20 protein-coding genes are annotated in these 19,961 nt (G+C 75.0%); 17 read left to right on the top strand and 3 right to left on the bottom strand.

The features are described from left to right. The first annotated feature begins 18 nt into the window (after positions 1–18). From AC3WT4_RS01470 to AC3WT4_RS01410, 13 genes are all read left to right on the top strand, one after another. Positions 19–651, top strand: a complete 633-nt coding sequence (locus AC3WT4_RS01470; RefSeq protein ID WP_400110713.1) for a class I SAM-dependent methyltransferase — start codon at positions 19–21, stop codon at positions 649–651. Positions 652–654: 3 nt separating this feature from the next. Continuing rightward, positions 655–942, top strand: a complete 288-nt coding sequence (locus AC3WT4_RS01465) for a hypothetical protein (protein ID WP_108047019.1) — start codon at positions 655–657, stop codon at positions 940–942. Between the two features lie 124 nt (positions 943–1,066). After that, positions 1,067–2,563, top strand: a complete 1,497-nt coding sequence (locus AC3WT4_RS01460; protein WP_108047021.1) for an amino acid permease — start codon at positions 1,067–1,069, stop codon at positions 2,561–2,563. Positions 2,564–2,592: 29 nt separating this feature from the next. Next, complete coding sequence (locus AC3WT4_RS01455; protein ID WP_108047022.1) at positions 2,593–3,483, top strand: phosphotransferase; 891 nt, start codon at positions 2,593–2,595, stop codon at positions 3,481–3,483. Between the two features lie 173 nt (positions 3,484–3,656). Further along, positions 3,657–3,953, top strand: a complete 297-nt coding sequence (locus AC3WT4_RS01450) for a lactococcin 972 family bacteriocin (RefSeq protein ID WP_492314518.1) — start codon at positions 3,657–3,659, stop codon at positions 3,951–3,953. A 94-nt stretch (positions 3,954–4,047) separates the two neighbouring features. Then, on the top strand, positions 4,048–4,674 hold the full coding sequence (locus tag AC3WT4_RS01445; protein ID WP_492314517.1) for a hypothetical protein: 627 nt from the start codon (positions 4,048–4,050) through the stop codon (positions 4,672–4,674). Then, positions 4,667–5,698 carry a peptidoglycan-binding domain-containing protein gene (locus AC3WT4_RS01440; protein WP_492314516.1) on the top strand — a complete coding sequence of 344 codons (1,032 nt, stop codon included), beginning with the start codon at positions 4,667–4,669 and terminating at the stop codon, positions 5,696–5,698. Before AC3WT4_RS01445 ends, AC3WT4_RS01440 begins: the two co-directional genes overlap by 8 nt. After that, positions 5,695–6,297 (top strand): ABC transporter ATP-binding protein, encoded by a 603-nt coding sequence (locus AC3WT4_RS01435; RefSeq protein ID WP_400110724.1) that lies wholly within the window; start codon positions 5,695–5,697, stop codon positions 6,295–6,297. The genes AC3WT4_RS01440 and AC3WT4_RS01435 overlap by 4 nt, the downstream gene beginning before the upstream one ends. Positions 6,298–6,594: 297 nt before the next feature. Beyond that, positions 6,595–7,344, top strand: coding sequence for a hypothetical protein (locus tag AC3WT4_RS01430; protein WP_492314515.1), 750 nt, complete (start codon positions 6,595–6,597; stop codon positions 7,342–7,344). Next, complete coding sequence (locus tag AC3WT4_RS01425) at positions 7,341–9,188, top strand: AMP-binding protein (RefSeq protein ID WP_492314514.1); 1,848 nt, start codon at positions 7,341–7,343, stop codon at positions 9,186–9,188. The genes AC3WT4_RS01430 and AC3WT4_RS01425 overlap by 4 nt, the downstream gene beginning before the upstream one ends. 213 nt (positions 9,189–9,401) lie before the next feature. Next, positions 9,402–10,718: an NAD(P)/FAD-dependent oxidoreductase gene (locus tag AC3WT4_RS01420; RefSeq protein WP_492314513.1), complete on the top strand. Its 1,317-nt coding sequence runs from the start codon at positions 9,402–9,404 to the stop codon at positions 10,716–10,718. 267 nt (positions 10,719–10,985) lie between these two features. Next, the gene (locus AC3WT4_RS01415; protein ID WP_108047028.1) at positions 10,986–11,444 is read left to right on the top strand and encodes a PASTA domain-containing protein; all 459 of its coding nucleotides are present in this window, start codon (positions 10,986–10,988) and stop codon (positions 11,442–11,444) included. A gap of 85 nt (positions 11,445–11,529) precedes the next feature. Then, positions 11,530–12,213 (top strand): SDR family oxidoreductase, encoded by a 684-nt coding sequence (locus AC3WT4_RS01410; protein ID WP_108047030.1) that lies wholly within the window; start codon positions 11,530–11,532, stop codon positions 12,211–12,213. Positions 12,214–12,216: 3 nt separating this feature from the next. On the opposite strand, the gene AC3WT4_RS01405 is transcribed toward AC3WT4_RS01410, so the two are convergent. After that, entirely contained in the window at positions 12,217–13,335 is a 1,119-nt protein-coding gene (locus tag AC3WT4_RS01405; RefSeq protein ID WP_492314512.1) for a hypothetical protein, read from the bottom strand. A 104-nt stretch (positions 13,336–13,439) separates the two neighbouring features. After that, a complete protein-coding gene (locus AC3WT4_RS01400; RefSeq protein ID WP_492314511.1) occupies positions 13,440–15,230 on the bottom strand; it encodes a M28 family peptidase in 1,791 nt (596 codons plus the stop codon). A gap of 234 nt (positions 15,231–15,464) precedes the next feature. Between AC3WT4_RS01400 and AC3WT4_RS01395 the strand changes: the two genes are divergently transcribed. The 4 genes from AC3WT4_RS01395 to AC3WT4_RS01380 all read left to right on the top strand — a co-directional run bounded on the left by AC3WT4_RS01395 (position 15,465) and on the right by AC3WT4_RS01380 (position 19,449). After that, complete coding sequence (locus AC3WT4_RS01395; protein ID WP_492314510.1) at positions 15,465–16,838, top strand: exonuclease domain-containing protein; 1,374 nt, start codon at positions 15,465–15,467, stop codon at positions 16,836–16,838. Then, on the top strand, positions 16,835–17,788 hold the full coding sequence (locus tag AC3WT4_RS01390; RefSeq protein ID WP_492314509.1) for a hypothetical protein: 954 nt from the start codon (positions 16,835–16,837) through the stop codon (positions 17,786–17,788). The genes AC3WT4_RS01395 and AC3WT4_RS01390 overlap by 4 nt, the downstream gene beginning before the upstream one ends. A gap of 102 nt (positions 17,789–17,890) precedes the next feature. Then, positions 17,891–18,418 carry an Hsp20/alpha crystallin family protein gene (locus AC3WT4_RS01385; protein ID WP_492314508.1) on the top strand — a complete coding sequence of 176 codons (528 nt, stop codon included), beginning with the start codon at positions 17,891–17,893 and terminating at the stop codon, positions 18,416–18,418. 296 nt (positions 18,419–18,714) lie between these two features. Then, positions 18,715–19,449, top strand: a complete 735-nt coding sequence (locus AC3WT4_RS01380; RefSeq protein WP_492314507.1) for an excalibur calcium-binding domain-containing protein — start codon at positions 18,715–18,717, stop codon at positions 19,447–19,449. A 4-nt stretch (positions 19,450–19,453) separates the two neighbouring features. Here the strand turns inward: AC3WT4_RS01380 and AC3WT4_RS01375 are convergent, their stop codons facing one another. After that, positions 19,454–19,951 (bottom strand): heme-degrading domain-containing protein, encoded by a 498-nt coding sequence (locus AC3WT4_RS01375; RefSeq protein ID WP_257416510.1) that lies wholly within the window; start codon positions 19,949–19,951, stop codon positions 19,454–19,456. Positions 19,952–19,961 lie beyond the last annotated feature (10 nt).

Here is a 19,961-nt window from a genome sequence, read left to right as displayed (position 1 = left end):
CCGGGTAGCGTCGGCGGCATGAGCGCCACCCGTCCCTCGCGCTGGGAGCAGAAGACCGCCGCCGACCCCTCGCACTCGACCTGGTACGTCGAACGCTTCCGGGCCATGGCCGCCCGGGGCGCCGACCTCGCGGGCGAGGCCCGCCTGGTCGACGCCATGCTGCCGCGCGGCTCCCGGGTCCTCGACGCCGGCTGCGGGCCGGGGCGCGTGGGCGCCGAGCTGTTCGCGCGCGGGCACGCCGTCGTGGGCGTCGACGTCGATCCCGTCCTGATCGACGCCGCGCGGACCGACCACCCGGGACCCGACTGGCGCGTGGGTGACCTCGCGGAGCTCGACCTGCCCGCGGACGGCGTCACCGAGCCGTTCGACCTCATCGTGTGCGCGGGCAACGTCGTGACGTTCCTCGCGCCGGGCACCGAGGTGGAGGTGCTGCGCCGCTTCCGCGCCCACCTCGCACCCGGGGGGCGCGCCGTCGTGGGCTTCGGCACCGGTCGCGGGTACCCGCCCGAGCAGCTCCTCGCCGACGCCACGGAGGCCGGGCTGCACCTCGACCTCGCCCTGGCCACGTGGGACCTGCGCCCCTGGACCCCGGACGCCGACTTCCTCGTGGCGGTCCTCAGCGACGCGGCGCCCCGGCCGGGCGCGGCCTGAGCCGTGCCGTCCTACCGCGTGACCCTGGCCGTGGGCCTCCTGCACCCGGGCGCCGACCCCGAGGCCGTACTGCCCGCGGCCGCCGCCGCGGCGCGCGCCCTCACGACCGTCGAGGCGTACGACGTCGGCGTCGTCCGCGGCGAGGCGCGCGTCACCGTGCGCTTCCTCGCCGACACGGACGCGTCCGCGCACGGCGTCGCGAACGCCGTGGAGGCGGGCGTCCGGGCCCACGCGGCGACGTCGGGCGGGCGCCTGACGCGACGCTGGGGAGCGCGCTGGCACCCCGCCTGAGCCACGGACGACGCGGGCGTCGGCGCCCGCCGGGCCCGTGCCGCCCGCGGGGCGCCGTTGCCGCGCGACCGGGGCGGAGGGCCGGTTCAATGGGACGGACCTGACACCGACGCCGGGAGGCACCGTGGCTACGAGGACCGGCCTGTTCCGCCGCAAGTCCGTCGAGGACTCGCTCGCGGCGGTCGACGACCCCGAGCGCTCGCTCAAGCGCGAGCTGACGGCGTGGGACCTCGCCGTCCTGGGCGTCGCCGTCGCGGTGGGCGCCGGCATCTTCTCCGTCGGCGCGACGGCCGCGGCCAACTACGCCGGCCCGAGCGTCATCGTCTCGTTCGTCATCGCGTCGATCGTCTGCGCGCTCGCCGTCATGTGCTACGCGGAGTTCGCGTCCGCGATGCCCGTCGCCGGGTCCGCGTACACGTTCTCGTACGCGACCATGGGCGAGCTCGTCGCGTGGATCATCGGGTGGGACCTCATCCTCGAGATGCTGCTCGCGTCCGCGGTCATCGCGAAGTTCTGGGGCGTGTACCTGGGCGACGCGTTCGGGCTGTTCGGCATCGACCTCCCGCTGACGATCCCTCTCGGCCCGGTCGACCTCGAGTGGGGCCCGGTCTTCATCGTCGCGGTGTTCACGGCGCTGCTCGCGCTCGGCACCAAGCTGAGCACGCGCGTCAACAGCGTGTTCACGGTCATCAAGGTCGCCATCACCCTGTTCGTCATCGTCGTCGGGTTCTTCTTCGTCGACGCCTCGAACTACACGCCGTTCGTCCCGCCCGCGCAGCCGGCGCCCGAGCAGGGCAACCTCGAGCAGCCGCTCGTCGGGTTCCTCACCGGCCTCGAGCCCACGACCTACGGCGTCATGGGCCTCCTCGCCGGGGCGGCGCTCGTGTTCTTCGCCTTCATCGGGTTCGACGTCGTCGCGACCACGGCCGAGGAGGCCAAGGACCCGCAGCGCACCCTGCCGCGCGGCATCCTCGGCGGCCTCGCGATCGTCACGGTGCTCTACATCCTCGTCACGCTCGTCGTGACGGGCATGGTGTCGTACACCGAGCTCGCCGAGTCCGACGCGCCGTCGCTCACCACCGCGTTCGTGCTCGTCGGCGCCGACTGGGCCGGGCGGGTCATCTCCGTCGGGATCCTCATCGGCCTGACGACGGTGATCATGGTGCTGCTGCTGGGCCTGACGCGCATCGTCTTCGCGATGAGCCGCGACGGGCTCCTCCCCCGCGGCATCTCCCGCACGTCGCCGCGCTACCGCACGCCGGTCCGGCTCCAGGTGGGGGTCGGGGTCGTCGTCGCGCTCATCGCCGGGCTGTCCCAGGTGGAGCTGCTCGAGGAGATGATCAACATCGGGACGCTCTCGGCGTTCGTCCTCGTGAGCTTCGGCATCCCGATCCTGCGCCGCTCCCGGCCCGACCTGCACCGCTCGTTCAAGGTGCCGTGGTCGCCCGTGCTGCCGATCGTGTCCGGCGTCGCGTGCCTGTGGCTCATGGCCAACCTCACGACGCTCACGTGGCTGCGGTTCCTCGGCTGGGTCGCGGTCGGGCTGATCATCTACGGGTTCTACGGCTACCGGCACTCCGTCGCGGGACGCGACGCCCTGAAGGGCGACGTCGCCGCCTAGGTGCCGACGCGTCGGTACCGTGGGCGGGCATGAGCACCACGGAGACCGCGATCACCGCCGACCTCGTCCGCGAGGCGCTGGCGGAGCAGCACCCGGACCTCGCCGGGCTGCCGCTCCGCGAGGTCGCGGGCGGCTGGGGCAACCAGATGTGGCGCCTCGGTGACGACCTGGCCGTGCGGGTGCAGCGCATGGACCCGACGCCGGAGCTCCAGCTCAAGGAGCGGCGGTGGCTGCCCGTGCTCGCCCCGCGCCTGCCGCTCCCCGTCCCCGTGCCCGTGCGGCACGGCGAGCCGTCCGCGCGTCTCCCGCGGCACTGGACGGTCATGACCTGGGTGCCCGGCGAGCCGCTGGACCACGGCACGATCACCCGGGGCGAGGACACCGCCGACGCGCTGGCCCGCTTCCTGCGGGCGTTGCACGTGCCGGCGCCCGCCGACGCGCCGTCGTCCACGGACCGGGGCGCCCACCCCCGCGACGTCACGGACGGCTTCGAGGGGTTCCTGCGCGCCGTCGCCCCCGCGGACTCCGCCGCCGTCCGCGCCGTCTGGGCCGACGCCGTCGCCGCCGGCGGGTGGGAGGGCCCGCCCGTGTGGGTGCACGGGGACCTGCACCCGGCGAACGTCGTCGTCGCGGACGGGACGCTCGCGGGCGTCGTCGACTTCGGCGACCTGTTCGCGGGCGACCCGGCCTGGGACCTCGCCGCCGCCTGGGTGCTGCTGCCCGCCGGCCTCGCGGCGCGGTTCTTCGACGCCTACGCGCCGACCGACGACGCAGCGGTCCGGCGTGCCCGCGGGCTCGCGGCGCTCAAGGCCCTCTTCCTCCTGCTCATGGGGCAGAACGGCGACCGGGGCCTTCCCGGCGGCAAGGCCCGCTGGGGGCCCGTGGGGCGCGCTGCGCTCGACCGCGTCCTGGCGGGATGACGCGTCACCGGAGGTGCCAGGGCTTCGGTCAGAGCGAGCCGCGCCGCACGCTCGGCGAGATGGCGACCTCCCGTGCTGACCACCTCGGTTCGTCCATATAACGGACATATCTCACCACTCCTGCCATCCGCACGATACTTCCTCGGACGGTCATCGCTTCGAGGGGGAATCTCATGCGAAAGATCATGACGGCGGTCATCACCGCCACGCTCGTCGCTGGTGTCGCGCTCGGAGCCGCTGGCCCTGCCAGCGCGGCGATCAGCTACCCGTCCGTGGGCGGCACGTGGGACCACGGCGCCGACGCCAAGGACGTCTGGTCGCTCTATCACCACGGCTCCAGGGTCCACAAGGCCTCGACGTACGGGGACAACGGCCTCCGGAGCACCGGCTGGGTTGCCGCGGGACTGTGGGCGAGACAGTGGGACGCGGTCCGCTTGTTCGGGAACAAGGCGTACTACGACGTCAAGTAGAACAGCTCGCGCGCTGCCGGTCGTCACGCTGACGCGACGACCGGCGGAGCGCGGGTCCGCTCGATCCCGACGAACGCCCAGCCACCGGAGAATCATGTCCCGATGCAAGGCGCCGCGGCTCTTCGCCGCGGCAGCGCTCGCCGCGTTCTCGCCCCTCCTCGTCGCGTGCGGCGCCTCGCAGTCCGCGGGGCCGAGCGCGGCCGAGGGTGCGGCGACGGAGGTTCCCCTGTTCGACGGGCCCTACGCCGCCGAGTTCGCCGCGTTCTACGCCGACGCCGAGTCCGAGTTCGCCCGCCAGGCGATCGCCGACGAGGAGATCACCGACGCCGAGTACGCCGAGATGGAGGAGAAGTTCCGTACATGCCTCGACGGCGAGGGCGTGACGTTCTCGGGCTTCGAGCCCGACGGCTCGTATCAGGCCTCACACCTGCCGGACGGAGGCGATCCCTACGAGGTGGTGAAGGTGTGCGAGCGCGAGTCGGGGGCAGACACGGTCGGGGCGCTGCACGACATCATGGCGTCGAACCCCGCCAACCTCGACGTCCCGACCATCATGGCGGAGTGCCTCGTCGGCAAGGGGGTCGTCCCTGCCAGCTACTCCGCGGACGACTACGTCACGGACACGGAGGGCCGCTTCTCCGACCTCGCTGCTCTCACGACCGAGCTCCGGGACGCCCTCATGACGTGCTCGGACGACCCCCTGAGCCTGGCCGGTGGCTGAGCGCAGCCCGGCGAAGGCCGGACTGTGGGTGCTCGGGGGACTGACTCTCGTCGCCGTAGGGATCGCCCTCGGTGCCGCGTGGGCCTCCCCGGCCGTCCCTGCGGCCCTGCGACCGCCCGCTCCCCTCACCACCTTCACCGTCCAGGCAGCCACGTTCGACGACGTCCGCTCCGTGCGGCTCGCCGTCGCCCGCGGCGAGGAATCAGGGTTGGTATCGCCCGGTAGCGGTCTCGTCACACGCTTCGACTGCCGTCCCGGCTCGGCCGTCGAGTCCGGGACCGCGCCGCTCTGGCTCGACGACGCGCCGATCGTCGCGCTCGCGACGACGCTCCCCCTCTGGCGGGACCTTCCGGTCGGCGCCGAGGGCAACGACGTGCGGGCGCTGCAGGAGGAGCTGACGCGCCTGGGGCACCCCGTGGAGATCACCGGGACGCTCGGCAGGAAGACGCTCCGTGCGGTCAACACGCTCCTCGACGACCTCGGTGCCCCCTCGGCACTCACCTCCGTCCCGCGATCCCGCATCCTGTGGATCCCCGGACCGTCGGTCACCGTCTCGGAGTGCTCGGCCACGATAGGGAGCCGGCTCGAAGCCGGAGCAGAGCTCGCCGTCACGCCAGGCACGCTGGCCGAAGTCACGCTGCGCGACGGTGCGCCGTCCGACCTCGTCGCCGGCGCGCGCACGCTCCGCGTGGACGGGATCGACGTCACGGTCGAGCCGCAGGCCCCCGTCACCGACCCATCGCTGCTGGCACGGCTCGACGCTGCGCCCTCGCTCCAGCAAGGAGGTACGGGCGACGAGGCCCCGGTCGGTCAGCTGCGGTTGTCAGAACCGGTGGACGTGTCGGTCGTCCCCCCGTCAGCGGTGATCACCGCACCGGACGGGACCAGCTGCGTGACCACGGGCACCGTCCCGCACGCGGTGCGGGTCGTGGGATCCGAGCTCGGCCAGACGTTCGTGCTGTTCGACGGCATCCCGCCGACCGTCGTCGAGACGTCGCCCCGACAGGACACCCCGTGCGCGTGACCGTCTCCGGCCTCGGGCACCGCTTCCCCGGGCGACCGTGGCTCTTCCGCGGGCTCGACCTCGACCTGCGGCCGGGTCGCGCCTACGCGCTGACCGGCCCGTCGGGGTCGGGCAAGAGCACCCTCCTCGGCCTGCTCGCCGGGTGGGAGGCGCCCAGCGAGGGTGTTGTTACGCGAGAGGGCGTCGGGCGCACCGGGTGGGTGTTCCAGAACCCGCACGGGACGCCGCGGCGCTCAGCACACGACCACGTCGCACTCCCGCTGCTCGTGCGGGGGCTGCACCCCCGGGAGGCAGATCGGCGAGCCGCTGACCTCCTCGGCAGGTTCGGGCTCGGTGGTGTCGCGCAGCAGCAGTTCCGACGCCTCTCGGGTGGGGAGGCGCAGCGCCTCATGCTGGCGCGAGCGATCGCGTCGGAACCAGGACTCCTCCTCGTGGACGAGCCGACCGCCCAGCTCGACCTGCCGACCGCCCGCACCGTCAACGAGTCGCTCGATGCGCTGCGCTCACCCGGGACGATCATCGTCGTCGCGACGCACGACGCCGCGACCCGTGACGCGTGCTCGGACCACGTCGACCTGACGCTGCACGCCGCCGCATGAGACTGCGCTCGGTCCAACGCTTCCACAGGTACGGCACGCTGCGTCACGCTGGCACTGGTGCTGATGGTCCTGGTTCTCACCGCGCTAGGGGCTGAGATCTCGACCGTGGTCGCGGTCGAGAGGCAGGCCACGGAGTTCCGCGCCGCTGGTGCGTCGATTCTCACGATCTCGGCACCGGGCCGGGTCGACGCCGCGCGGTGCGAGTCGTTGCGCGATCTGCCCGGAGTGCACACGGCGGGTGCGCTCACCGTCCGACCGGACGAGTCCGTCGCCGCCGTCGCCCTTCCCGGCGCCCCCATGCCTGCCGCCGACGCGAGCCCAGGGTTCCCGGCCGTCGTCGGTGCCACGACCGACGGGGGGCCGGGTCTGATCCTGACCGACGACGCCGCCGCGACGCTCGGCCTCGGGCTCGGCGACCGGCTCTCCGCGACGACCGGGCCGTCTCGCCTCGCGGGCACCTACACCTACCCCCGCGACGGCCGGCGGGACGGGTACGGCTATCTGGCGGTGAGCGTCACCGGGTACCGCGCACCGTTCGACGAGTGCTGGGTCGAGGCGTGGCCGATGACCACGGACCTGAACCCGCTGCTCTTCACCGTGCTCCGGCCGGGTGGTGACGTCGACGACGTCCCCCAGGTGCAGCAGCTCAACTCCACGCTGGGTTCGGGGCTCGACGGCTCTGGGCTGTTCCACGAGCGCGTCACCCGGTTCGGCGGGCTCCTCGTCGGGCTGGTCGCCGTCGTCGTGGCCTTCGTCGCCGTGCGCGCTCGCCGAGTGGAGCTCGCCACGGCCCTGCACGACGGGATGCGACGACGTGACCTGTGGACGATCGTGCTGCTGGAGTCGGCGCTGTGGGCCGCTCCGGCGGTGGCGGTCGGGACGGCGTTCTCGCTCACGTGGTTCGGCCGGGACGGTGACCTGCTGGTCGGCACGGTCCTCGGTGCGCGCGTGGTCCTGTCCGTGCTGGCAGGTGGCGCGGCAGGCGTCGCCGTCGCCCTGGCGACGACGCACGAGCAGGACCTGTTCGCCTACGCGAAGGACCGATGACCACACCGCTGCCGCACACAACCTACGCAACCGTAGGTTACGGTGGCGTAGTGAACACTCTGGCGACGAGGCCGTGGACCGACCGCTACGCACCCGGCGTCCCGACGGACGTCGTGGTGCCGGACGAGCCGGTCACGGCCGCTCTCTACCGCGCGGCCGAGCGCTGGCCGGACCGCGTCGCGGTCGACTTCTTCGGCGCGACCACCACGTACGCACAGCTCGTGGCGCAGGTCGAGCGCGCCGCGAGCGCCCTGCACGACCTCGGCGTCCGACGCGGCGACCGTGTCGCGCTCGTGCTGCCCAACGCGACCTCGCACGTCGTCGCGTTCTACGCGGTCGAGCGGCTGGGCGCCGTCGTGGTCGAGCACAACCCGACCTACACGGCCGACGAGCTCGCCCACCAGCTCGCCGACTCCGGCGCGAGCGTCGCGGTCGTGTGGACCAAGACGGTCCCGGCCGTGCTCGAGGCCCGCACCCACGTGCCCGGGCTGCGGCGCGTCGTCGGGCTCGACATCGCGCGCGACCTGCCGCGCGGCAGCCGCCTCGCCCTGCGTCTGCCCGTCGCCCGGGCCCGGGCGCAGCGCGACGCGCTGCGCACGCCGCTCCCCGCCGGCGTGCCCGACTGGCACGACCTCGTCCGGCGGGCGCGGGCCCTCCCCCCGGCGCTGCCCCACCCCGCCGCCGACGACGTCGCCCTGCTGCAGTACACCGGCGGCACGACCGGCACCCCGAAGGGCGCGGTCCTCACGCACCGCAACCTCGTCGCCAACGTGGTCCAGGGCCAGGCGTGGGCCTCGTTCGAGGAGGGTGCCGAGACCGTCTACGGCGTGCTGCCCTTCTTCCACGCGTTCGGCCTGACGTTCTGCCTCACCCTGCCCGCGCGCGTCGGCGCGACCCTCGTCGCGTTCCCCAAGTTCGACCCGCAGGCGTTCGTCGCCGCCCAGGCGCGGCGGCCCGCGACGTTCCTGCCCGGCGTCGCGCCCATGTTCGACCGCATCGTCACCGCCGCGGCCGACGCCCCGGGCGCGGGCTCCGACCTCACGTCGATCCGCCTGGCGTTCGCCGGCGCGATGCCCATCACGGCGGAGACGGCGCAGCGCTGGGAGGACGCGACGAGCGGCCTGCTCATCGAGGGCTACGGCATGACCGAGACGTCACCGATCTCGCTCGGCAACCCGTGCTCCGACGACCGCCGCCCCGGCACCCTCGGGCTCCCGTTCCCCAGCACCGAGATCCGCGTCGTCGACGCCGACGCGCTCGACGCGGGCGACCTGCGCGACGCCGAGCCGTCGGAGGCGTCCGACGACGGCGTGCGCACCGTGCGCGGCGAGCTGCTCGTGCGCGGCCCGCAGGTGTTCCGCGGCTACTGGAACCGCCCCGAGGAGACCGCCCACCAGCTGCTCGACGACGGGTGGCTCCGCACGGGCGACGTCGTACGCGTGGCCCTCGACGGCCCCGACGCCGGCCTCGTCACGCTCGTCGACCGCATCAAGGAGATGATCGTCACGGGCGGGTTCAAGGTCTACCCGTCGCAGGTCGAGGAGCACCTGCGCGGGATGCCCGGCGTGCGGGACGTCGCCGTCGTGGGCGTGCCGGGCTCCGGCTCCGACGAGCACGTCGCCGCCGTCGTCGTGCTCGACGACGCGGACGACGCCGCCTCGCCCCCGCGCGTCGACCTCGCCGCCGTGCGCGAGTGGGGCGAGAAGCGCCTCGCCCGCTACGCCCTGCCCCGCACGCTCGCCGTCGTGCCGGAGCTGCCACGCTCGCAGATTGGCAAGGTGCTGCGCCGCGTCGTCCGCGAGGACCTCCTGGGCCGCGACGACGTCGAACGCCACCGCGCCTGACCGCGGTCCGCACCCACCCCACTCCGAACGCACCGAGGTAGAGCCCTGGTCCGGGGCTCTACCTCGCGTGACCGAGGCTCTCCCTCGGGGGCCGGGCGCCTGTTCGGCGTGGGGGCGGGGTTCGCCGTAACCTGGCACACGTCGTCGGCGACGTCCGCGACGCAGTCGGGCGGGCACCGGCGCTCTCCCACCCCGTCGCCCCGAGGAGGCCACGTGCCCGAGCCCGTCACCGCTGCCCCCGCACCGGCAGCCGCCGCCCCGCTACCGCACGTCGTGGTGGTCGGCGCCGGGTTCGCCGGGCTCGCCGTCGTCAAGGGGCTCGCGAAGGCGCCCGTGCGCGTGACGCTCGTGGACCGCCGCGTCTACAACACGTTCCAGCCGCTGCTGTACCAGGTCGCGACGGGCGGCCTGAACCCGGGCGACGTGACGTACTTCCTGCGCGGGCTGCGGCTCAAGCAGAAGAACGTGCGGGTCGTGCACGAGCACCTCGTCGGCATCGACCACGAGGCGCGCCGCATCCGCCTCCTCAACGACGAGTGGGTCGACTACGACTACCTCGTCGTCGCGAACGGCGTCACGGCCAACTTCTTCGGCACCCCCGGCGCCAAGGAGAACTCGTTCCCCATGTACTCGCGGTCCCAGGCCATGAAGATCCGGGACACCCTCTTCATCCGCCTCGAGAAGGCGGCGGCGAACCCCGGCAAGGACGAGGGCCTGCGGGTCGTCGTCGTCGGCGGCGGCGCGACGGGCGTCGAGGTCGCCGGGGCGCTCGCGGAGCTCCGCACCGCGGGCCTGCGACCCGCCTACCCGGAGATCCACGGCGACGCGTTCGAGGTGAAGATCGTCCAGCGCGGCGGCGAGGTGCTCAAGTCGTTCCACCCGAGGCTGCGCCGGTACGCGGCGGAGGAGCTGCGCCGCCGCGGCGTCGGCCTGCACCTGGGCGCCGGGGTCGCCGAGGTGCTGCCCGACGCCGTCGTCCTCACCGACGGCACGCGCATCCGCTCCGACCTCACGGTGTGGTCGGCGGGCGTCCACCCGCACGAGGAGGTCGACGACTGGGGCCTGCCGCGCGGCGAGGGCGGGCGCGTCGTCGTCGGCGACGACCTCCAGGTCGAGGGCTTTCCGGGCGTGTTCGCGGCGGGCGACATCGCGATCTCGCCCGCCGGGCTGCCGCAGCTCGCGCAGCCCGCGATCCAGGCGGGCGAGCAGGTCGCGCGGAACATCGAGGCGCTGCTCGCCGGGCGCCCGACGACGTCCCTGCGGTACTTCGACAAGGGCACCATGGCGGTCATCGGCCGCCGCGCGGCCATCGCCGAGGTCGTCGGGAGGCTGCGGCTCACGCGCGGCGTGGCGTGGCTCGCGTGGCTGTTCGTCCACATCATGGGGCTCATCGGGCCGCGCAACCGTCTGACGACGCTCGCGGGCCTGGTCACGCGCTACGGCTTCCCGTTCCACCGGCGGCCGATCCCGATCGTCGGCGACGTGCCGACCGTCCGCCCGCCGAAGCGCACCGGCCCCAAGCGCCCCTGAGACGGCGACCGCCGCCCGCGCGGGGCGACGGCGCGCTCGCGAGGTCTCCGGTCGCGTGCCGGCCCTCGGGCCGCGCACCGTGCGCCCGTCGCGTACCCTCGAGTGCGCAAGCAGTTTCAGGGGGCAACCGGGGGCAGTGTGGTGGTAGCACGTATCCCGGCTCCGTCGTCGACGACGGGCCGGACGCACAGCAGGAAGCACGACGACGGCACGCGCGACGGCACGCGGCCGCAGGCCGTGGGAGCACCGCGACGCGCACGAGCGGTCGTGCTCGCCGTCGTGGCCGTGACCGCGCTCGCCGGGTGCCGCGTGGACGGGCTGCCGGGCGGCCCGGGGAGCCCGTCGCCGTCGCCCACGTCGTCGCCGACGACGACGCCCACCCCCGAGCCGACCGTCGAGCCGACGCCGGACCCGACCGAGGAGCCCACGGGCGGTCCCGGCGGCCCGGGCAGCTCGGACGGGGTCGAGGTCTCGGTCGAGATCGAGCCGGCGTTCTCCATGCCCAACCTCGTCGAGACGCGGCTCAAGCAGGCCCGCGCCGACCTGGAGAAGCGCGGCGCGGTGACGGTCGTCGTCGTGGACGCGCGCGACGCGCGGGCCGGCGCCCTGCCCGGCGCGGCCAACGGCTGGACCGTGTGCGCGCAGGACCCGGCGGGCGGGGACCTCGTCCGCACGTCGCAGACCGTGACGCTCGACGCCGCACCGAACGCGAAGCAGTGCCCGTGACGCGCTCCTGACCTGCTTCGGGTGGCGGCGCGGACGGCGGCGGAGGACGGTGGACTCTCACCCTCCACAGACAGGAGTCCGCCGCATGAAGATCGCCCTCGTCGGTGCCCACGGCAAGGTGGGCCGGCTGCTCGTCCCGATCCTCGTCGACCACGACGCGACCGTCACGGGGATCGTGCGCGCCGAGGAACAGCTCCCGCTCGTCCGCCGGCTGGGCGGCGAGCCGCTCCTGCTCGACGTCGAGCACGCCTCGACCGAGGAGATCACCACCGCGCTCGACGGGTTCGACGCCGTCGTCTGGTCGGCCGGTGCCGGCGGCGGCAGCCCGGAGCGGACGTACGCCGTCGACCGCGACGCCGCCGGCCGCACGATGGACGCCGCCGTCGCCGCCGGGGTGCCGCGCTACGTCATGGTGTCGTGGATCGGGTCGGTGCCCGACCACGGCGTCGACCCGGACTCGAGCTTCTTCGCCTACGCCGACGCCAAGCTCGCCGCCGACGACCACCTGCGCGGCACCGACCTCGACTGGACCGTCCTCGGCCCGGGCACGCTCACCGACGACGACCCGACCGGGGCGATCCGCGTCGTCGGCGACGGCCCGGACGGCCTCGACGGCGCGGACGACGTGCCCGACGGCGCAGCCTCCCGCGTCTCGCGCGCGGACGTCGCCATGGTGGTCGCCCAGGCGCTGCGCACGCCGTCGACCGTCGGGCGCTTCATCCGCTTCACCGCGGGCGACACCCCGGTCCTCGAGGCGCTCGACCGGTAGCCGTCAGCGCCCGAGGCGCCGGTCCACCCGCTCGCGCAGGTCGAGCGCCGTGCGGCGCCACGTCGCCGCGCGCGCCACGACCGACCCGATGCTCGTCTCCTCGGCCCGCACGTGCACGACGTCGACCCCGCGCTCCTCGGCCGTCCGGACGATCGTGTCCGTCGCGCCGCGCAGCGCGAGCTGGAGCAGGACCGACGTCGTGCTCGCCTGCGCCTCGCCCGTCCCGAACCGCCGCCGGTAGACGACCTCGGTGACCACGCGGTCGAACATCCGGTCCGGTGACGCGTCCGCGTCGGCCACGTCCGAGCCGCCGGACGCGCCGAGGAGCGCGTGCGCGTCGGCGAGGACGTCCTCGCCGTCCGCGTCCGGCGGCAGCACGGCGAGGTAGAGCGAGAGCAGGAGCTCGCTGATCTTGCTCAGCACCCACGCGCGGCCGGGCAGCGGGGGCAGCGCCACGACGTACTGCGCGAGGTTCACCTCCAGCGCCTCGGCCGACAGGCACGTCCACGCGGGCGCCGTGCGGACCTCGACCACGCGGTCCCAGTCCACGTCCTTGCCGTCGAGGCCCACGCGTCCGGGGCCGATCGTCACGGCACCGAACCGGTCGAGCAGGGCGAGCGGCGCCGTCGCGAACCGCGGCACGTACGGGACGAGCCGCACGACCCCCTGGACCGACACGTCCCACTCGCGCTCGAGCGGGTACGACGGGCGAGGGTAGGCGGCGATCGCGCGCCGCACCCACTCCGCGACGACCTCGTCGAACCCGCCGTCGCCCGCGGCGGCGTCGAGCGGGCCACCGTCGACGCCGTCGGCCACGGCAGCGTCGTCCGCGAGCGCCTCGACGAGCGCGTCCTCCAGCGCGGTGTCGAGATCGGGTTCGGGAACCGCCTCGGGCGCCGGGTCGCCGTCGTCGCGCCGCGCACGACGGCCGGGGAGCGCGCCGGGCAGCGAGAACGGGGGGCGCGGGAGCGTGTGTCGCGGCAGCGCCGGGACGCGCAGGAGGCGTCTCTCGCCGAGCAGCCGCGCGAGGGCGCCGCGGTCGTCTCCCGACGTCGTGCCGGGCAGGTCGGGACCCTCGCCCGGCTCGTCGTCCGTCGTCGTGAGGAACGGTTCCTTCGCCACGTGACCCCCTGTCCGTCGCGCCACCGACGGCGCACCGCGGGCCAGCGTAGACCGGGCGGGGCCGCCCTCCGCCGAGGACGGCCCCGCCCGTCAGGTCGACTGCGTCAGCCGCAGTCGATCGCGTCGTACGCCACGTCGTACCGCTGGTACACCTGGTCGCCGCCGCGCCACTGGTAGGCCGCGACCGTCGCGGTGCCCGCCGCGACGGACGACGCGCGCGTGCTGAACGACTGGTACGCGTTCTTGTCCGGAGCGAGGGCGCTGAACTTCTTCTCGCCGAACGGCGTGACGAGCTTGACGTCCGCGGGGGCGTCCTCCCCGTTGGCGCCGCGCACGGCCACGTACGCCGTGCCGTTGAGGCACCGCGCCTCGGCCTCGACGGCGTCGACGCGCGGGTTGCCCACGCCGTTGATCGCGAACGTGTCCTCGGACAGCGCCGCGACCGCGTGCCCGATCGCCCGCGACATGATGTCGAGCGCGGTCGCGTCGACGTTGTCGATCGTGTCCGCCGGCGAGTGGTAGTTCGGGTCGTAGAAGATGCCCTCGGTGCCGCCGAACATCGCGACCTCCTCGGCCGTCTTCGAGCCGTCGGCGCCGGTGAACAGGCCCGACGCCGGGACGCCGTTCTCGATGAACGCCTGGTAGTCGGAGCGGCCCGAGAACTCGGTGTCGACCCACGGCTGGTCGATGCCGTCGAAGTAGTCGGTGAACACCGACTCCGTCTCGGCCGAGCCCGGCGGGACCTCGACCGGGGCCGGGTAGGTCGACTCGTTCGCGTCGTACACGCCGATGATGTAGTTCGGCGAGCCGACCATGTCGAAGTTGAGGTACGTCGCGATGTCGTCGAGCGCCGCCGGGTCGTTCGCGGCGAGGTCGCTCACGTAGTGGGTCGAGCCGCGCAGGCCGACCTCCTCGGCGCCCCACCACGCGAACCGGACCGCGTTCTCGACGTCCTGGCCGCCGTCGGTCGCGGCCGCGAGCTGGACCGCGACCTCGAGGATCGCGGCGGAGCCGGAGCCGTTGTCGTTGATGCCCGGGCCGTCCTCGACACCGTCGAGGTGCGCGCCGACCATGACGACGTTGTGGTCGCGCCCGCCCGGCGTCTGGGCGAGCACGTTGAACGTCTCGAACTCCTCGACGTGGGTCTGCAGGTCGTAGGTCGCGACCGGCTCCGCGCCGCCCGCGATCGCGGCGAGGATCTCCTGTCCCGCGGCCTGCGTGATGCCGACCGTGGGGACCCACGCGTCGTTCTCGGCGCCGAGCGTCGGGCTCAGTGCCCCGTCGGTGTTGTTGTACAGGATCACGGCCGCCGCGCCGGCCTGCGCCGCGTACAGCGCCTTGTCGGCGAACGGGCACGAGCCGCGGCTGATCAGCGCGACCGCGCCGCTCACGGCGACCCCGTCCCACGTGTCCGCGGTGCAGCCCTGGACGAGCGCGTCGGCGGGCTGCACGATCGGGCCGGTGACGCCGTCGTCCGGGGTGTCGGGGGCGAACTCGGCCGGGTAGACGTCCGACGTCACCTCGACGCCCGCCGCCGTGAGGGACAGCTCGTCGATCTCCAGGTCCTCGAACGTGAAGTACTGGCGCTCGGGCTCGTAGCCCGCGGCCCGCAGGGCGTCCTCGACGTAGACGGCGCTCGCCTCGTAGCCGGGCGTCTCCAGCGCGCGGTTGCCGCCGTTGGCGTCCGCGATGTCCTGGAAGTCCTGGAGCCGCTGCATGACCGCGTCGCCGGTGACGAGGTCCTCGAGCGGGGGCGGGCCGACGGCGGCCCGCAGGCTGCCGGCGGCCGTGCCGGACGCGGCGCCGAGAGGCTCGGCGCCGACGGGAACTGCGGTCAGGGCCGCGAGCACGAGGCCCGCTACCGCTGCGGACGGGACGATCGTTCGTGGTCTCACGCATCCTCCTCGACAGTGGCCCCCGCGGACCACCCCCGGTCGTGTCGGGGTGCGGCCGAGTCGCACACGAGACGCGACGCTGCGGAGGCTCGTGTGCTCGCGAGCGTATGCCTCCCGGGCCGTGCGCGGAACCCCTGGGCGGCGGGAGCGTGAGGAGTTCACACGACCGTAACGGCCGTGGTGACGGCCGTGGCGACGGAGTGGGACGTGGGCGACGTCGGGCAGACTGTGCGCGTGCCCGGATTCGCCGTCGTCGACCTCGAGACCACGGGGTTCTCCCCCCGCCTCGGCGACCGCGTCGCCGAGGTCGCGGTCGTCCTCGTGGACGACGCCGGTCGCGTCGAGGACGAGTGGTCCACCCTGGTCAACCCCGAGCGCGACCTCGGGCCGCAGCACGTGCACGGCATCGCCGCGGCGGACGTCGCGCTCGCCCCGACGTTCGACCGCGTCGCGCCCGCGCTCCTGCGCCTGCTCGCCGGGCGCGTGCTCGTGGCCCACAACGCGGCGTTCGACACGCGCTTCCTGCGCGCCGAGATCGGGCGTGCCGGGATCGCCGCGGCCATCGACCCCGTCGCGTGCCTGTGCACGCAGCAGCTCGCGAGCCGTTATCTCACGGGCTCGCGGGCGCTGGCCGCGTGCTGCGCGGCCGTGGGCGTCGTGCACGACGGCGTCCACTCGGCCCTCGGAGACGCGCGCGCCACCGCGGGGCTGCTCGGGTACTACCTCGACGTCGCGGCCGACGACGAGTGCTGGGCCGTCGCACGGGCCGCCGCCGACGGCGTGCGCTGGTCGCTGCCCGCCGTCCTGCCCGGCGCGGAGCCGGTGCTGCGCGGCGCGAGCCGCGCCCGCGGGCACTGGCTCGCGGCGCTCGCCGACGCGCCTGCGGCTCCGGACGCGCCCGGCGCCCCGGGAACGGACGCCCGGCGCGACGTGAGCACGTACCTGCGCCTGCTCGACGAGGCGCTCCTCGACCGCTACGTCTCGCACGCCGAGCGGGCCGCGCTCCTCGCGGAGGCCCGGCACGCCGGGCTCGACCGCGCGACGGTCGAGGCCGTGCACCGCGACTACCTGACCGCGCTGGCCCGGGCCGAGCTCGACGCGCTCGACGGGACGACCGCCGCGGGCGACCGGGACGAGGGCGCCGCGCTGCGCGACGACCCGGCGCTGCACGAGGTCGCCGGGCAGCTCGGCCTCGACGCCGACGACGTCGCGGGAGCCGTCGAGGCGGCGCTCGGGACGCGCCTGGTCGAGACGGTCGGGGGCGCTGCGGCCCCGGGGGCCGCGGTCCCTGATGGAGCGGTCCCGGTCCGGCCCGCGTTCGTGCTGGCCGCGGGCGACGAGGTCGTGCTCACCGGCTCGATGTCGCGGACGCGCGAGGCCTGGGAGCGCGACGTCCGCGCCGCGGGCCTCTCCCCCTGGCCGTACGTCACGCGCCGCACGCGGCTCCTCGTCGCCGCCGACCCCGACTCCCTCTCGACGAAGGCCCGCACCGCGCGCCGCTACGGCGTCCCGGTCGTCACCGAGGCGGCGTTCGAGCGCCTGCTCGCCGCGCACGAGGGCGCGAGCGGGCGCACGCCCGAGGCCGGGGTGCGACGCTGGGCGTCATGAGCACGCGCAGCACGGCGGACGCGGCGGGCGACGACGCGGTCGACGTCGACGCGCTCGTCGACGACCTCTTCGCGCTGCCGCTCGAGCAGTTCGTCGTCGCGCGCACGGCCGCCGCCAAGCGGATCAAGGCGTCGGGCGACGCGGTCGGTGCGGAGCGCGTCGGCCGGCTCACGAAGCCGACGGTGGCGGCATGGGTCGTGAACCAGGTGGCGCGCGAGCGGCCGGACGACGTCGCCGCGCTCGTGAGCCTCGGGGACGAGCTGCGCGACGCGACGGCCGACCGCGACCGCACGCGCCTGCGCACGCTCGACCGGCTGCGGCGCGAGCGGGTGGAGCGCGTCGTCGGGGAGGTGCGCGACGCGGGCGAGATCGCGGGCCGTGCGGTGTCCGGGACGGCGCTCGACCGGCTCGCGGAGACTCTCACGGCGGCGGTCATGGACCCCGACGCGGGGGCGCTCGTCCGGGCGGGCCGGTTGTCGCAGGCGCTCCAGCACGTCGGGTTCGGGATCGTCGACGAGGGTGGCGAGCCGGCGGACGTCGTCGAGCTGCGTGCGCGCACAGGCGGCGCCGGGGCCGGGGACGACGGCGGGACGACCGGTGCGGAGCCCCTGGAGGATGCCGAGGAGGACGCCCAGGAGGCTGCCGAGCGCGAGGTCGAGGAGAGCGCGGCCGAGGTCGACCGGCTGGAGGCCGAGCGCGACGACGCCGACGCCCGCGCGCGCGAGGCGGGCGACGCCGTCGGGCAGGTGGAGGACGAGCTCGCGCGCGTCGAGGACGAGCTCGCACGGCTCGCCGACGAGCGCGAGGCGCTGCGCGCCCGCCTGAGCGACGCGCGGGACGCGGAGTCCGCCGCGCGGGAGGCGCTCGACGCGGTCGACGAGCGGCTCGACGCCGCCGAGGAGCGCGCCGCGTCCGCGCGCAAGGCCCGCCGGGCGGCGCGCCGCAGCTGAGCCCGTTCGTCGTGCGCGAACTCGGGACTGAGCGGGGCACGCTCAAGGTTGCACAGGTCAGACGCCACGGCCCCCGTGGCACGACCGACCTGGAGGACCACCATGATCAGCACCTACACCGTGGCGCCGTTCCGTCCGCTCCCCACCGAGCGGCTCGTGCGCCAGCTCTGGACGCGCCCGTCCGGCGCGGGCGTCGCCCCGACGGGCTTCGCGCCCGCCGCCGACGTGTACCGCGAGGGCGACGACCTCGTCGCCCGCTTCGACCTGCCGGGCGTCGACCCGGAGCGCGACGTCACCGTCGAGCTCGAGGGTCGCCGGCTCGTCGTCCGCGGCGAGCGTCGTGACCAGCGCGTCGTCGAGGCTCCGGCCGACGAGGCGTCCGACGACGCCGAGCGGGCCGAGGGCGAGCAGCCGGAGGCGAGCACCGACGAGGCGGCCGAGGTCGCCCCGGCCGGACGCCGCGTCCGCGAGGTCCGGTTCGGCGAGTTCCGCCGCACCGTCACCCTGCCGAAGACCGCGGAGGCCGACGCCGTCCGCGCGTCCTACGACGCGGGCGTGCTCACCGTGACCGTCGCCGGCGTGTTCGCCGGCCGCGCTCCCCAGCGCATCGAGGTCACGCGCGCGGCCTGACGCCGCGCCGCCGGCGCGACGCCCGACGTCGCGCCGACCCTCCGACCCGGCCGCGCACGCCCCTGCGCGGTCGGACGGCGGGGCCGGCACCCTCGTGGTGCCGGCCCCGTCCGGTACGGGCACCCTCTCGCACGGCTCACGAGGACCGCCGTCCCCGAACGGCCGTCCGCCCTCCTTTCACCCCGTCAGCCCCTCCCCCGGACGACCGGCCGCGGGTTAGCGTTCACCTCACGCCCCCCGGGGCTTCGGTCGTGCCCGTCGACGTCGATGCGGCGACCGCGAGACGAGGACGACGCATGGCCCTGAGATTCAACGCCCCTCCCGGCTGGCCCGTGGCCCCCGGCGACTGGCGCCCCGAGCCGGGCTGGACCCCGGACCCTGCCTGGCCGTCCGCGCCGGAGGGTTGGACCTTCTGGGTCGAGGACACCACCACCGGGCCGTCGACCGGGGCCACGCGGCCTCGACGCGGGCGCCGGGCAGCCCTGCTGACCGCGGCGGGCGTCGCCCTGTTCGTCGTCGGGCTGCTGGTCGGGCAGGGCAGCTCCGGCCGGGCGCTCGACGAGGCGAGGACCCTCGTCGCGCAGGCGGCCGACGAGCAGGACGCGGTCGAGGGCGAGCGTGCCGAGCTGGACGCCGAGCGGACCGCGCTCGAGGAGCAGACGGCCGCCGCGCAGGCGACCCAGGCCGAGCTGGACGAGCGGGCGACGGCGCTCCAGTCGTCGGAGGCCGAGGTCGCGGCGCGCGAGGGCGCGGTCGCGACCGTCGAGGCCGAGCTGGCGACCCGGGTGACCGACGTCGAGGGTCGTGAGGCCGCTGTCGCCCAGGCGGAGGCGACCGCCGCGGCGGCCCGCTCGGCCCAGCAGACCCGGCCCAGCGCACCGGCGGGCATCGCCGACACCGGCGGCAGCACGTCCACGTACTACCAGAACTGCGACGCGGTGCGGGCCGCCGGCGCGGCCCCGCTGCTCCGCGGCGAGCCGGGCTACGCCCCCAAGCTCGACCGCGACGGCGACGGCGTGGCCTGCGAGTAGGTCGTCAGCCCTCGGCCGCGCCCGCGCGGCCGAGGAACGACCGCAGGGCCTCGGTGACGAGCGCGTGGTCGTCGCCCTGGGCGAGCCCGGACACGGTGACGACGCCGACGATCCCGACGCCCTCCACGCGGACGGGGAACGCGCCGCCGTGCGCGGCGTACTCCTGGAGCGGGAGGTCGTGCTTCTCGTTGAACGACGTCCCCTTCGCCCGGGCCCGCAGGCCCACGAGGTACGACGACGCCCCGAACCGCTCGACGACCCGCACCTTGCGCTCGACCCAGGTGTCGTTGTCGGGCGTCGTGCCCGCGCGCGCGGCGTGGAACACCTGCTGCGGTCCCTTGCGGACGTCGATCGTCACGGGCAGGTCGCGCTCGTCGGCGAGCTCGACGAGGAGGCAGCCGAGGCGCCACGCGTCGTCGTGCGTGAAGGTGCGGAGCACGAGGTCGCGCTCGTCCGCCTCGACGGAGGCGACGAGGGCGGCGAGGTCGTCGGGCGTCGTCATGCGGTCATCG

Source organism: Cellulosimicrobium sp. EB106-03-01-XG111 (assembly GCF_058792115.1).
The sequence above is the reverse complement of the archived record's forward strand: the minus strand, read 5'-3'. Positions and strand labels throughout refer to the sequence as shown.